Genomic DNA, 13,022 nt, shown 5'->3' on the forward strand with positions numbered 1-13,022 from the left:
CCTTAATACGGACCGCTTGGCTCTCTAGCGTCCAAGACATGCCTGCACCACAGCTCACCACCGCCCGCGGCGCCCTGCTCGCCGCCTTCGCCTGCTGCCTCGTCGGCGCCTCGTTCACCGCGAACAGCGTGCTCGGCGACTACCCGTACGCCGGAGGGCAGTTCCTGCGCTACGGCCTCGCCTGTCTGCTCCTGCTGCCGCTGCTCGGCCGCGGCGGCCTCGCACCGCTGCGCGCCCTGACCCGCCGCCACTGGCTGCGGCTCGCACTCCTCGCGGCCGTCGGCATGGTCGGCTTCAACCTGGCCGTCCTCTTCGCCGAGCGCACCGCCGAGCCCGCGGTGCCCGGGGTGTTCGTTGGCTGTGCGCCGGTGGTGGTGGCGGTGCTCGTGCCGCTGCTCGGATCCCGTAAGCCCACGCGCCCGGTGCTGTACGGGGCGTTGCTGGTCGCGGCCGGGGCGTTCACGGTGCAGGGATGGGGACGTACGGACGCCGCGGGGATCGCGTTCTCGGTGTGCGCGCTGATCGGCGAGGTCGGGTTCGCCGTCATCGCCGTACCGCTCGTGCGTCCGCTCGGCCCCAAGCTCCTGTCGGCGACCGTGTGCGGGATCGCCGCCGTCGAGTCCCTGGTCATCGGTCTGGTGACACAGGGCACCCAGGCGCTGCGCGTGCCGACGCAGGGTGAAGCGGCCGCTCTGCTGTGGCAGGCGGTGATCGTCACCGTGATCGGCTTCGTCTGCTGGTACGCGGGGATGCAGCGCATCGGCGCCGAGCGGGCCACGCTCTTCTCGGGCCTCATCCCCGTGGCCGCCGCCGCGACCGCGCCGCTGGTCGGCACCGGGAACTACGGCGCCGCACAGGCGGCGGGAAGCGTACTCGTGGGGCTCGGAGTCGCCCTGGGGTCAGGGGTGTTCACGAACCCACGACGTGGTGGGGTGCCGTCAGGAGGTCGAGTCGAGGATGACGCGCGCCACGAGCGCCGGATCGTCGTTCATCGGCACATGCCCGCACCCGGGCAGGCGGACAAGGCGGGCGCCGGGGATCGTGTGCTTGGCCCGCACACCCTGGCGCCGCAGCAGCAATCGGTCGCGGGTGCCCCAGGCGATGGTGACCGGGACGGAGTCGACATCGTCGCGGAACCGGACGGCGCGCCCCGCCACCAGCGTCTCGTGGAACCCCGTGGCGTCGCGCAGGGCCAGGGTCTCGGCGACCACGGCCTCCGGTGAACGGCGCCCGGGGCGTGCGTAGATGGTGCTCGTCAGCGCCGCGCGTCCGGCCGCGGAGCGGGAAAGCCGCTCGATGGCCGGGACCGGAAGCACCTTGGCTCCCCGGTGCATCGCCAGGAGCGTGCCGAAGGCGTAGCGGCGTTCGGCCTGCGTCCAGAAACCGGCCGGCGAAAGCGCGGTCACCGACCGTACGAGCTTCTCGCGGCCCATCTCCAGGGCCAGCAGACCGCCCAGCGAATTGCCCACCACATGGGGCCGCTCTATCCCGAGCGCCTGGCACAGGGCGCCGAGTGCGGGCACGACACCCGCCAGGTCGTACGCGAGGCCGTCGGGCAGCGCGGGCGAGGCGCCGAAGCCGGGCAGATCCACGGCGATCACATCGCGGTCGGCCGCGAGGATCCCGAAGACCGGGTCCCAGGCCTGGTGATGGTGACCGATGCCGTGCAGCAGGAGCAGCGGATCGCCCGAACCGCCGCGCCGGTAGACGACGCTGACATCCTTCGGGCCCTGGGGGGAGTCGACACTGAAGGTGACGGTGGCGGACATGCTGCTCCTCGTCGTGGACGGCACTGGGGCGCGCTGGCGGCTCCTCGGAGTCCGGCTCCCGGAGCTCCTAGACAGTCTGTCAGCAACAACTACTGTTCGGTAACCCCTTGTTGGGCCCCGACTGGCCGCGGCTGGACACGGCGCACCGCGTCGGGTGGGATGGAACGGTGCCGACCGACACTCTCGTGGACGAATTCGAAGCCCAGCGCCCGGTCCTGACCGGCGTCGCCTACCGCATGCTCGGGCGCGTGGCCGACGCCGAGGACGTGGTGCAGGAGGCCTGGCTGCGCTGGTCGGCCGCGGACCGCGCCGACGTCAAGGACGCGCGCGCCTTCCTCGTGCGGATCACGACCAGGCTCGCGATCGACCGACTGCGGCAGGTGCAGTCGCGGCGTGAGTCCTATGTCGGGCCCTGGCTGCCGGAACCGGTGTTCACGGAGTTCGGCGACAAGGTGCCCGACACGGCCGAGCAGGCCGTGCTCGCCGAGTCCGTATCGCTCGCTGTCCTGGTCGTCATGGAATCCCTCTCGCCGCTGGAGCGCGCGGTGTTCGTGCTGCGCGAGGCCTTCGGCTTCCCGTTCGCGCAGATCGCCGAGACCCTCGACCGCTCCGAGGCGGCCGTACGCCAACTGGCCGGGCGTGCCCGCAAGCACGTCGACGAACGCAAGCCGCGCTATGACGTCGATCCGGTCGAACGCCGGGCGCTCACCGAGCGGTTCCTCGCCGCCGCGGGCGCCGGCGACCTCGACGGTCTGATCGGCATGCTCGCGCCCGACGCACGGCTCGTCGGCGACAGCGGCGGCAAGTCCAAGGCGCCGCTGCGCGTGCTTGAGAGCGCGGACAAGGTCGGCCGCTTCCTGCACGGCGTCGCCGCGCAGACCGGGTCGGCCCTGGACGAGTACCGGATCGTCGAACTCAACGGCGGCCCTGCCCTGTTGGGGATCGTCGACGGCAGGGTCGACGTGATGATGCAGCTCGACATCCTCGGCGGCCTCGTCCAGAACGTGTACGTGCAGCGCAATCCGGACAAGCTGGAATCCCTGCTGGCGGGCGACAGGGGCTGATTGCCGGAATCATCCCGTACGGGCATCAAGTCGCCTTTGCCGTAAAGCCCCCGCCCTTTCGTGGCGGGGGCTTTCTCGTGCGCGACAAGTGCATGAACACCTCATGAGAGCAGGGCGCTGCGCTCTGTAACGGAGCGAGGATTGGTCTTGACCAAGGGTGTGGACGGCCCTATCGTCGCGGATAGTGCAGGAACCTTTAATAAACAAGGGCACGTAAAAGCCGCCAGTGGCAGGGCATTTACGCCAGGGCGAATGCGGAGGATCAGGGTGGGGACCACGCAGCTTGAGCAGGCACCGGAGACGAAGTACTGGCACCTCAAGACCGTGATCGGTGAGGCGCTGGACTCCGAGTTCGCGGTCGGCGAGATTCTGCCCAACGAGCGCGATCTGGCGGCCCGTTTCGGCGTCGCGCGCGCCACGTTGCGCCAGGCGCTGGAACAGCTCGAACTCGAGGGCAGGCTGCAGCGCCGCCGCGGTGTCGGCACCACGGTCGCCCCGCCCCGCATGGGCGTGGCCGTCGGAGCCGCCGGCAACGGCTGGCCGGGCGGCACCGGTGACGCCTGGCAGGCCGCCGACTCCACGCAGGAGATCCCGCCCGCCTCGGTCGCCGAACTGCTGGGCACCGGCGAAGAGACGGTCCATGTGCTGCGCCGCTCGCGGATGTACAACGGACAGCCCGTCGCCGCCGATCTGCTGTACGTGCCGGCCGCCTCCGTGCCCGACCTGTCGGCCATAGACATCCCGGACGGCGTCACCCGCGCCCGCGTCGTGCTGCGCGAATTGCAGCGGCTCGGCTTCGAAGGCGAGGACCGTGCGGTCGAGCTCGGCTCGGCCCGCGCCGACGACGCCCGTCAGCTGGACCGCCTGCCCGGCGCGCCGGTGCTCCTGGTGACCACGCGCTACTTCGGGCCCGGAGGCCGTACGGCCGCCGTATCGGTCGCCACCTACCGTGCCGACACCTGCCGCCTGACGTTCGGCGGCGACGTCGAATTCCACTCCGGCCAGGAGCGCAGGGCTTCCTGAGCTCTGCCCCTCGGGGCACGCCCCACTCAGTCTCGACCCCACACGACCGGGCCCGCCGTCCCCCTCCGCGGCGGGGCCGGTCGTTGGCGTTTCAGGGGCTCACGTGGCCGTCGGATCCGAGGCCCTGTCCTGCGTCCAGCGCCGCGCGCGGGCCACCGCCTCGCGCTGGGCGCCGAACACGTCGGGGTCGGCGGCAGAACCGCGTCCTCGCCCAGCTCCTGTGCCAGGCCGGTGCGTTGCAGCACGGCCAGGAGCCGTGGCTCGACGCCCGCGAGGTAGAGGCGGCCGCCGTGGGACCGCAGGTCGCGGGCGTAGCGGCGCAGCAGCTTGAGGACGGCGGAGGAGGGGACGTCGGGGACTCCGCGCAGCCCGAGGACCACGGCGGCGCCCCGCGCGTCCTTCGTGTCCGGCCACTGTTCGTCGAGCCTCGGCGCCTCGGCGAACAGCGAGGAACCGCCGTAGTACAGGACGGTCACGGTGCCGGGGCGATCTTGGCGGGTACGTCGCCGACCTGCCAGCGGCCGTCCGCGGTCTCGGTGAGCGTGTGCAGATCACCCTGCCGGGCCGCCTGCACGCAGTACAGGAGCAGCGAGAGCACCGCGCCGATCACGATGGCCTGCTGGAGCGGGAGCTGGGTGGTCGCGAGGAAGGTGACGACCATCGCAGCCGCCGACAGCGGAGAGGTCCGCAGGACAAGTCGGATGTCCGGGATACGGCTCACGATCAGCTCGCACCTGATCACGATGATCAGGCCGCCGATGACCGGCATCGGGATCCGCTCGTCGAGCGAGCCGCGCGTCAGGACGAGCAGCGCCGGCCACAGCCCGGCGAAGATCCCGGTCCAGCGGGTACGGGCCCCGGCGCTGACGGCGACGCCCGTACGGGACATCGAGCCGCCGGTGGGCAGGGCGCCGAACAGACCGCCGCCGATGTTGCCGAGCCCCTGCGCCACGAAGTCGCCGTTCACCGAGGACTTCGAGCCGTCGGGGTTGGGCACGGTCGGCCCGATCGACGCGGCCTGCGCGAGGCCCACCAGGGCGACGGCGAACGCTCCCGGCAGCAGCGCCCCCACGGCCGACAGGTCCGGGGCGGTGAAGGAGGGCAGCGCGGCCGGGATGCGGCCGATGTCACGGGCCAGTTCGACCTGGGTGGCGAGCACGGCCACACCCACGCTCACCACGAGCAGCGCCACCAGGACCGCCACCGGTTCGAGACGCCTGACGAGCCGCACCAGAAACCAGACGGCGACCGTGACAAGCGCGGTCATGGTCGCCGCGAGCTGCCAGTCCCCGATGTGCACGAGCCAGTCGCCGAGTTGGACGAGCTTGCTGTGGCCGTCGGGTTTGTAGCCGGTGGCGTCCTTCAGGCGCCATGCCCTCGGGGATGGAGAACAGGCCGGTGACGAGCCCGGCGGAGACGTCGGACGGCTTGGGCTTGCCCAGGCGGGGCAGATGCGGTCGTTTCATGCCGCCAGTCCGCTGATCGCGTCCCCCACGTACTTCGTTCCGAGGACCACCAGGACGACGGTCATGATCGCCGCATTGTGCTCGGCCATCCACGCCGTCCAACTGCCCAGCACGCGCTCCGACTTGGCGCCGCCGAAGACGTACACGAGCAGGGGAAGCGGCACGCACAGCGAACCGATGAGTACGAACAGGACACCCGCGACAGCCTTGCCGCCCGCGCTCGCCGGACTGCTCGCGATGGACGCCGCGCCGCCGATGGCCAGCACGAGGTTCTTCGGATTGGCGCCGGAGAGCAGCGCCGCGAGCCCGGCCGATTTGGCCGGCGTGAAGGTGTCGATCGCCCGCATCCAGCCCGGCGACCGGTGCACCTCATCCTCCTTGGGACGCCCCCCCGCCACTGCCTGACGCCCATCAGCAGGAACAGCACGCCGAGGGCGAGCTTGAGCCAGTACGTCCAAGTCGCGGGCGTTCTGCCGTCGTCGGCCCCGGCGCCGGAGCCGGCCGCCACGACCACGGCGGTGACCAGGTCGAGCGTGAGCATCCAGCCCAGCGTGAACGCGGTGCCGTTCCCTTGCCGCGCGGAGTCGCCGGCATCAGGACCATCGCGATGAGGGGCAACGGGCTGATGGCGATACCGACAGCCGATGCGAGCATCTGTCCGATGGCGTCGCCCCTTGCTGCCTCACGCGTGCAGAGCCTGCCCGCCCCGGCGACGACAGGGCCGAGCCTCGCCGGGCCTTGAGGCCGCCGCAACGGACGTACGGCCGTACGGGTGAACGGCTGGCCGGGCCCGCCGCCCCGCATGCGGTCGCAGGTCAGGAGCACTTCACTGGCAGGAAGCACGCCCGCAACGAATGACGGAGGCGACATGGCTGGTCAATGGACCCGCGTTCTGGCGACTGGAACCCTGGCGGCGCTCGCCCTGGGCGCCGCGGGCTGTTCGGACGACGGCAGCAGCCCGTCGGACGTCGCGAGCAAGGCGGCCTCCGCCGTCAGCTCGGTGGGAGCCGAGGTCACGGCCGCCGCGTCCTCCGCCGCCGCGCAGGCACAGCAGAAGCTCGACGAGGTCAAGAACAGCGTCGACGCCAAGGGCGACGTACAGCTGGGCGACCCGGCCACGGACGGCGAGGGCCGCACCACGGTCGAGGTCACGGCCGACAACAAGGAGGACGCCACGAAGTCCTTCGCGGTCCAGGTCGACTTCCGCGACTCGGGCGGCAACCTGCTCGACACCGTGGTGGTCACGGTCCCGGACGTGGCCGCCGGCAAGTCCGGCAAGGCCACGGCGCGCAGCAACCGCAAGCTCTCCGGAGACGTGACGACGGACATCAAGACCGCGCTGCGGTACTGAGAGCTGCCCCGGCGCGCCCCTCGTATCCCAGCTTGTGCACACCCCGTAACACCGCCGGTCTCCGCGACCGGTAGCGTTTCCTGGCCGGCCAAGTCGCTTGACGCCGGGGAACGATGAGGGGGAAACGTGTCCACGGACATACGCAGCGGGGCAGCCGCGGTTTCGGGCGGGGCCGGAGTCAGCGCCTGGAAGTCGGCGCGCAGGACGCTCGGACTGATCGCCTTCGGGTGGGCGGCCGCCGTGGGCAACACCCTGCTCGCGTATCTGACGTCCGGCACGGACGCCATCCCGATCATCGTCGGGGTGGTGCTGTGCTTCGTCTTCGTCATGCTCCTGGTGTTTCTGCACCGCGCCTGGTGGCTGGGCGTGCTGGCCCTGGTGCCCGCCTTGTTCGTCCTGGTCGGCTCGGTGCAGTACCCGCCCGAGGGCGCCCTTGATCTGCGCGGCGTACGGGAGCCGGTGGTGGTCGTCGCGGACAGTGCTGCCGGTACCAGCAGCAACAACCACCAGCTCACCCTGAAGAACACCGAGACCGGCAGGGAGTTGGCGGAGAAGCTCACCTACCGGGGCCAGGCCGGGGCGCCGGAGGTGGGCGAACGGCTCGACATCATCCGCGATCCGGACGGCCGGGTGCCGATGGAGGAAGCCGACTCCGTCGACGCCTCCGAAGAGCTCCGCAACCTGGTCGGGGGCGCCGCCGTATGGACCCTGATGGCCCTCCTGGCCGGCCGCCGCGGCCATGTGCGGCGCCGCCGGGGTCGCGAACTCAGGGATCTGCCCACCTGGTGAGCCGAGAGGCCCGGGGCACCGCGGCCCGTCCGCCGGTGCCCTAGCGGCCCGTGACGGTGCCCTCCACCGCGAAGAGCTCTTCCTCCACGTGGTCCAGCGCCAGGCGCAGCGCGCCCGTGGCCACCGCCGCCTCGCCCAGCATCGACAGTGCCACTCGCGGCGGACGCAGGCAGTAACGTGCCAACTCCCGGCGCAGCGGCTCCAGTACGCCGTCGAGACCGGCCGCCCAGCCGCCGATCACGACCAGCTCCGGGTCGAGGGCGAGGACCAGCGCCGCCACATCGTGGACCAGTCGCTGGATGTACCGGTCGACGGCCGCCTTCGCGCCGACATCACCCTCGCGGGCGTGCTGGAAGACCTCGGTGACCGCCTGCTCGTCCAGCGGGTGCAGCGGTTCGTCCGTGGTCGACAGCAAGGTCTCCGGGGTGACCTCGCGGCCGAGCAGATGCAGCGCACCGATCTCGCCCGCGGCGCCCCCGTATCCCCGGTGCAGCCGCCCGCCGATCAGCGAACCCGCACCCGGGCTGAGACCGGCGAGCACGAACACCACGTCGTCGGAGTCGCGCGCCGCGCCCTTCCAATGCTCGGCCACCGCCGCGGTGTTGGCGTCGTTCTCCACCAGGACCGGGCACTTGAAGGAGCGGCGCAGCCGCTCGCCCAGCGGCAGACCCGTCCAGCCGGGCAGCGCCGTGCCGAGGCGCACCGTGCCGTCGGCCTCGACGATGCCGGGGCTGCCGACGCCGACCGCGCGCAGCGAGCCGCGGGCGATGCCGGCGCGGCGCAGCAGCTCGGCCACACAGGTGCGAAGACGCTCCAGGCGCTCGTCGGACGAGGCGGTCTCGTCGACCTGCTTCTGGTTGGCGCCGAGCACCTTGCCGTCGAGATCGGAGAGCATGGCGGCCACGCGGTGCGGGCCGATCTCCAGACCGAGCAGATGTCCGGCCTCCGCACGGAAGCGGAAACGGCGGGCCGGCCGGCCCTGACGCCGGGCCGCGCCCTCCTCGACGGGTGCCTCGACGACCAGTCCGGCCTCGATCAGACCCTCGACCACGCCCTCGACGGTCGGCCGGGACAGGCCGGTGATCCGGGTGATCTCGGTGAGGGTCGCGGAGTCGGCACCCTGCAGGGCATGCAGCACCACGGCCGAGTTGATCCGTCGTAGCAGCGAGGGATCCCCGCCGGTCAACCGGCTCAACGTACGTCCTTCCTGCTCTGCGACCTGCCTGGCCGGATCGTACTCGCCGCGGCCCGGCCACGGCGAGTGCCCGGAGGCCCACATTCGGTGGCCCGAAAGCCCTGGAAAGTGATCAGCCGGGCGATACGAACCCCGACTCGTACGCGGCGATCACCGCCTGGGTGCGATCCCGCGCACCCAACTTCGCCAGTACGGCGCTGACATGGGACTTCACCGTCTCCGCGCCCACCACGAGCTCGGCCGCGATCTCGGCGTTGGACATGCCGCGTGCCATCAGGCGCAGCACGGCCGCCTCGCGTTCGGTGAGCGCCGCCCGCTCCATCGCCGCACGGGCCGGTGCGCTGCCGTACTCGGCCGCCAGCGAGCGCACCGCCGCCGGGAACAGCAGCGACTCGCCCTCCGCGACCAGCCGTACGGCATGCACGATCTCCGCGGGCCGGGCGCGCTTGAGCAGAAAGCCGTCGGCGCCGGCGCGCAGCGCGTCGTACACGTACTCGTCGTTCTCGAAGGTCGTCACCACGAGGATCTTGGGCGGATCATCCACCGTGCGCAGCACCGCACGCGTGGCCTCGATGCCGTCGAGGAGCGGCATCCGTACGTCCATCGCCACCACATCCGGCCGCAGCGAGCGCACAAGGGGCACCACGGCGGCCCCGTCCGCGGCCTCCCCGACCACCTCGATGTCGGGCTGTGCCTCGAGTACGGCACGAAGCCCGGCGCGCACCAGCGGTTCGTCGTCGACGAGGAGGACGGAGATCGGCATCGGACCAGCTTAGGCGGTGGCCCGGAGGCGGCCTTGATCACCCTCGGGGTGACGGGCCGCCGTCAGGACACCGGCAGATCCACGCTGACCCGCCACTCGCCCTCGCTCGGCCCCGCCTGCGCACGGCCGCCGAGCAGGGTCGCGCGCTCGCGGATGCCCCGTAGGCCCGAACCGCTGCCGGCGCCGATCGAGCCGCCGTCGAGCGGATTGGTCACCGACAACAGCAGACGGCGGTCGCCCGCGGTGATCCGGACCCGGACCGGTACGGATCCCGCATGGCGCAGCACATTGGTGAGGGCCTCCTGCAGGATCCGGTACGCCTCGCGGGTGACCGGGCCCGGCAAGCGGTCGAGCGGTCCGGTGATCTCCACGTCCACCTTGGCCCCGGCGGCCCGCGCCGAGTCGAGGAGGCGGTCGGCCTCGGCCAGCGTGGGGCGCCGGTGTGCGGGCTCGCCCGGCTCGCGCAGCACCTTCAGGACCCGCTCCAGATCTTCGAGCGCCGCGCGGCCGGTGTCCTCGATCGCGGCCAGCGCCTGGTCGGTGAACGCGGGGCTGTTCGCGGCGCGCGCCGCCCCGGCCTGGACGACGGCCACGGTCAGGGCGTGGCCGATCGAGTCGTGCAGCTCGCGGGCGATGCGGTTGTGTTCGAGCAGCTGCTCGGTGCGCTCCTCGAGGGCGGCGAGCCGCTCGGCGGGGGAGGGGCCGAGCATGCGCAGTGCCGTCCTGGCCGTCAGCGCTCCCACGCCCGCCGTCACGAAGCCGAGGACGAGCAGCGGCACCGGCACCAGGAACACATAGGCCCAGTGGGAGCCCCGCGTGGAGAACACATAGTCGCCGCCGGGGTCGTCGCCGACCACCGCGCCGCAGAACTCCAGCGTGGCCGCGCCCGCCTGGATCGACAGCCAGGCCATGGCGCTGCCCACTTCGAGGCGGAGCACCATCCACAGGGCGGTGACCCCGCGGTCGCGCCAAGTCCGGGCGGGGCGCGCCATGATGACCGGTTCACGGACGTCCTCGTCCTCCTGGCGCGCATGCCGGCCGGGGAAGAGCATGATCCTGGCCTGCAGCCCCTCGGCCAGGCGCATCGCGGGCACCAGGCCGACCGCCGCCACCAGCGGGATCGGCAGCAGCGCCAGAAGCAACCAGTGCGCGACCGAGTCGGTGTGCACCCCGACGATGAACGAGCCGATCACCGTGGGCACGGCCCCCACCACCAGATGGACCCAGCGGGTGTAGGTCACCGCACGGGTCAGCGGGCGCAGGAAACGAGGCATACCGCCATCGTGCCAGCGCGGTGCGACAACCAGTTCCCCCGCACGGGGGAGAAGATCCCCACCGCCGGGGGAGGACCCGCGACGCGGCGCTCGCGAGGCTGAACCCATGACAAGCATCGAGGTCGCAGCACTCACCAAGGAGTACGGCAGCACCCGCGCCGTCGACGGCATCACCTTCACCGTGGCACCCGGCAGGGTCACCGGCTTCCTCGGCCCCAACGGCGCCGGCAAGTCCACCACCATGCGGCTCGTCCTGGGCCTGGACCGCCCCACCTCGGGCACGGCCACCATCGGGGGACGCACCTACGCCTCGCTCACCGATCCGCTCCGCCAGGTCGGCGCCCTGCTCGATGCCCAGAACGCGCACGCATCGCGCACCGGCCGCAACCATCTGCGGGCCCTCGCCGTCAGCAACGGCCTCGCACCGGGGCGGGTCGACGAGGTCCTGGAGGAGACCGGCCTCACCTCCGCGGCCAAGCGCCGCATCAAGACGTACTCGCTCGGCATGCGCCAGCGCCTCGGCATCGCCGCCGCCCTGCTCGGCGACCCGCCCGTCATCATGCTCGACGAGCCCTCGAACGGGCTCGACCCCGAAGGCATCATCTGGATCCGCGAACTCCTGCGCCGCCTCGCCCGCGAAGGCCGCACCGTCCTCGTCTCCAGCCACCTCATGAACGAGACCGCCTCCTTCGCCGACCACCTGGTCGTGCTCGGCCGCGGCCGGCTCCTCGCGGACACCCCGATGCGCGCGTTCCTCGACGCGCACAGCCACGCCCGCGTACGGGTCCGCAGCGCCGAGCAGACACGGCTGCGGCAGGCCCTGATCCAGCAGGGATACGTGGCCGAGTTCGACGAGGACGGGAAGCTCACGGTCGAGGACGCCAAGGCCGAGGACATCGGCGCGCTCGCCGCCCGTGAAGGAGTGCCGATCCTCGAACTCGCCGACGAGACGGCCTCCTTGGAACAGGCCTATCTCGCCCTCACCGCCCAGGACGCCGAGTTCGCCGCGGCCCCCAGCCGCCCCTGATTCCGCACTGCTGCCTTCTGCACTGCCGAGGAGACCCCACCATGACCACCACCGCCGTGCTCCACTCCGAATGGATCAAGATTCGTTCCGTACGGGCCAGTTGGGGCTCGCTCCTTTCCGTACTGATCGCGGCCCTCGCCATCACACTGCTCGCCTTCCCGCTGATCGGGCAGGCAGAGGCCGACAACCCGGACTACGACGCGATCTTCAGCGCCTTCTACGCGATCAACTTCGCGCAGATCGCCGCCATCTGCTTCGGCGCCACCGCCTTCTCCTCGGAGTACGCCCACGGCGCGCTGCGCGTCTCGCTCGCCGCCGTACCGAACAGAGCACTCTTCTACGGGGCGAAGACCGCCGTCATCGGTGCCGCGGCGCTGCTCCTGGGCATGATCACGTCCTTCGTCACGTTCCTCGTCGGGCAGGCCTTCATGGGGGAGTACGCGATCGGTCTGGGCGACGAGGGAGCACTGAGCGCCTGCGTCGGGGCCGGCATCTACCTGGCGCTCATGGCCCTGTTCGCCAGCGGACTCACGGCCCTGCTGCGCAGCGGTGTCGCGGTGCTGAGCCTGCTCATCCCGTTCATCCTGATCGTGGGCTTCGTCATCGGTGACATGTCTGCGGGCGTCGCCGAATACCTCCCCGACCGCGCCGGCCAGGTGATCCTGCACTCGGACCCGACCGGAAGCCTCGGCCCCTGGACCGGGCTCGGCGTGACCGCGCTGTGGGCGGCGGGCTCGGTGGGCGCCGGCTGGTGGGCCGTGCGGCGCAGGGACGCCTGAGCGCGTCCGCGGCGGGCCGGGCAGCGCGGGGCCCGGCCCGTTGTCAGTGCCCGTTGCTCTACTGGACCCATGACCGCCGCACCGCGGCCCGAGCCGCACCCGCCGACCGGCGCCGAAGTGCGCCTGCTGCACGACCGGTTGGCCGCCCTGGACCTGCTGTGCTCGCACGACCTGGACGCGGAGTACGGGAGGTCGGGCCCGGGCGCGTCCGGGCCGGGCTACCGGATAGCGGAGCTGGCACGTGACGCGGCACCGGCCGCCCTCGACGCACTGCTCGGCCCGGTAGGCCAGCAGTGGGGCGCTCCGGTCCCTCTCGAACTGCGGGACCTGCCGGGGCAGATACCCGAGTCCTGGGCCTTCCTCGCCACCCTGGTGGCGGAGGTCCGGATCTGGCGCGCCCGCGACCGCTGGCTGGCCCTGGGTGTCACCCGCGACGAGCCCGCCCGCCTGCTCGCGCTGGTCACCACGGCGGACCCGCCGTAGCGGCCGGTCACCCCAACGGACGCGTACGGCGGGCCGCCG

General features: G+C 72.0%; 13 protein-coding genes and 2 pseudogenes. 8 read left to right on the forward strand and 7 right to left on the reverse strand.

The features are described from left to right. Positions 1 to 38: 38 nt before the first annotated feature. Positions 39 to 884, forward strand: a pseudogene (locus H9Y04_RS20210) (DMT family transporter); the annotation flags it as partial. A 54-nt stretch (positions 885 to 938) separates the two neighbouring features. On the opposite strand, the gene H9Y04_RS20215 reads toward H9Y04_RS20210, so the two are convergent. Beyond that, a complete protein-coding gene (locus H9Y04_RS20215) occupies positions 939 to 1,769 on the reverse strand; it encodes an alpha/beta fold hydrolase (protein WP_187815337.1) in 831 nt (276 codons plus the stop codon). Positions 1,770 to 1,936: 167 nt separating this feature from the next. Here H9Y04_RS20215 and sigJ point away from each other — a divergent pair, with 167 nt between their 5' ends. Together sigJ and H9Y04_RS20225 are read left to right on the forward strand one after the other, a co-directional pair. Further along, complete coding sequence (gene sigJ, locus H9Y04_RS20220) at positions 1,937 to 2,833, forward strand: RNA polymerase sigma factor SigJ (RefSeq protein ID WP_187815338.1); 897 nt, start codon at positions 1,937 to 1,939, stop codon at positions 2,831 to 2,833. 267 nt (positions 2,834 to 3,100) lie between these two features. Then, positions 3,101 to 3,856 carry a GntR family transcriptional regulator gene (locus tag H9Y04_RS20225; RefSeq protein ID WP_187815339.1) on the forward strand — a complete coding sequence of 252 codons (756 nt, stop codon included), beginning with the start codon at positions 3,101 to 3,103 and terminating at the stop codon, positions 3,854 to 3,856. 26 nt (positions 3,857 to 3,882) lie between these two features. On the opposite strand, the gene H9Y04_RS46855 is transcribed toward H9Y04_RS20225, so the two are convergent. From H9Y04_RS46855 to H9Y04_RS48680, 3 genes and pseudogenes are all read right to left on the reverse strand, one after another. After that, positions 3,883 to 4,332, reverse strand: a complete 450-nt coding sequence (locus H9Y04_RS46855; RefSeq protein ID WP_308801046.1) for a sodium-independent anion transporter — start codon at positions 4,330 to 4,332, stop codon at positions 3,883 to 3,885. After that, on the reverse strand, positions 4,329 to 5,156 hold the full coding sequence (locus H9Y04_RS46860) for a SulP family inorganic anion transporter (RefSeq protein WP_308801047.1): 828 nt from the start codon (positions 5,154 to 5,156) through the stop codon (positions 4,329 to 4,331). The genes H9Y04_RS46855 and H9Y04_RS46860 overlap by 4 nt, the downstream gene beginning before the upstream one ends. A gap of 162 nt (positions 5,157 to 5,318) precedes the next feature. Further along, a pseudogene (locus H9Y04_RS48680) lies at positions 5,319 to 5,863 on the reverse strand (GAP family protein). Positions 5,864 to 6,190: 327 nt separating this feature from the next. On the opposite strand from H9Y04_RS48680, the gene H9Y04_RS20240 reads away from it, so the two are divergent. After that, positions 6,191 to 6,673 (forward strand): hypothetical protein, encoded by a 483-nt coding sequence (locus H9Y04_RS20240; RefSeq protein ID WP_187815340.1) that lies wholly within the window; start codon positions 6,191 to 6,193, stop codon positions 6,671 to 6,673. A gap of 126 nt (positions 6,674 to 6,799) precedes the next feature. Beyond that, a complete protein-coding gene (locus tag H9Y04_RS20245) occupies positions 6,800 to 7,462 on the forward strand; it encodes a hypothetical protein (RefSeq protein WP_187815341.1) in 663 nt (220 codons plus the stop codon). 40 nt (positions 7,463 to 7,502) lie between these two features. Here the strand turns inward: H9Y04_RS20245 and H9Y04_RS20250 are convergent, their stop codons facing one another. From H9Y04_RS20250 to H9Y04_RS20260, 3 genes are all read right to left on the reverse strand, one after another. Next, positions 7,503 to 8,657, reverse strand: a complete 1,155-nt coding sequence (locus H9Y04_RS20250) for an ROK family transcriptional regulator (protein WP_187815342.1) — start codon at positions 8,655 to 8,657, stop codon at positions 7,503 to 7,505. Between the two features lie 112 nt (positions 8,658 to 8,769). Continuing rightward, on the reverse strand, positions 8,770 to 9,420 hold the full coding sequence (locus H9Y04_RS20255; protein ID WP_187815343.1) for a response regulator transcription factor: 651 nt from the start codon (positions 9,418 to 9,420) through the stop codon (positions 8,770 to 8,772). Positions 9,421 to 9,482: 62 nt separating this feature from the next. Next, the gene (locus H9Y04_RS20260; RefSeq protein ID WP_187815344.1) at positions 9,483 to 10,694 is read right to left on the reverse strand and encodes a sensor histidine kinase; all 1,212 of its coding nucleotides are present in this window, start codon (positions 10,692 to 10,694) and stop codon (positions 9,483 to 9,485) included. 106 nt (positions 10,695 to 10,800) lie between these two features. Between H9Y04_RS20260 and H9Y04_RS20265 the strand changes: the two genes are divergently transcribed. The 3 genes from H9Y04_RS20265 (at position 10,801) to H9Y04_RS20275 (ending at position 12,983) form a co-directional block, all read left to right on the forward strand. Then, positions 10,801 to 11,721 carry an ABC transporter ATP-binding protein gene (locus H9Y04_RS20265; RefSeq protein ID WP_187815345.1) on the forward strand — a complete coding sequence of 307 codons (921 nt, stop codon included), beginning with the start codon at positions 10,801 to 10,803 and terminating at the stop codon, positions 11,719 to 11,721. 41 nt (positions 11,722 to 11,762) lie between these two features. Next, complete coding sequence (locus H9Y04_RS20270; protein WP_187815346.1) at positions 11,763 to 12,500, forward strand: ABC transporter permease; 738 nt, start codon at positions 11,763 to 11,765, stop codon at positions 12,498 to 12,500. A 69-nt stretch (positions 12,501 to 12,569) separates the two neighbouring features. Next, the gene (locus tag H9Y04_RS20275) at positions 12,570 to 12,983 is read left to right on the forward strand and encodes a hypothetical protein (RefSeq protein ID WP_187815347.1); all 414 of its coding nucleotides are present in this window, start codon (positions 12,570 to 12,572) and stop codon (positions 12,981 to 12,983) included. Positions 12,984 to 13,022: the final 39 nt, after the last annotated feature.

It is taken from the genome of Streptomyces polyasparticus (genome assembly GCF_014493765.1).
Taxonomy (GTDB): domain Bacteria; phylum Actinomycetota; class Actinomycetes; order Streptomycetales; family Streptomycetaceae; genus Streptomyces; species Streptomyces polyasparticus.

Coding starts and splice junctions, on each gene's coding strand:
- H9Y04_RS20260 (WP_187815344.1), bottom strand. CDS start 10,694: ATGCCTCGTTTCCTGCGCCCGCTGACCCGTGCGGTGACCTACACCCGC.
- H9Y04_RS20255 (WP_187815343.1), bottom strand. CDS start 9,420: ATGCCGATCTCCGTCCTCCTCGTCGACGACGAACCGCTGGTGCGCGCC.
- H9Y04_RS20240 (WP_187815340.1), top strand. CDS start 6,191: ATGGCTGGTCAATGGACCCGCGTTCTGGCGACTGGAACCCTGGCGGCG.
- H9Y04_RS20265 (WP_187815345.1), top strand. CDS start 10,801: ATGACAAGCATCGAGGTCGCAGCACTCACCAAGGAGTACGGCAGCACC.
- H9Y04_RS20215 (WP_187815337.1), bottom strand. CDS start 1,769: ATGTCCGCCACCGTCACCTTCAGTGTCGACTCCCCCCAGGGCCCGAAG.
- H9Y04_RS20270 (WP_187815346.1), top strand. CDS start 11,763: ATGACCACCACCGCCGTGCTCCACTCCGAATGGATCAAGATTCGTTCC.
- H9Y04_RS20275 (WP_187815347.1), top strand. CDS start 12,570: ATGACCGCCGCACCGCGGCCCGAGCCGCACCCGCCGACCGGCGCCGAA.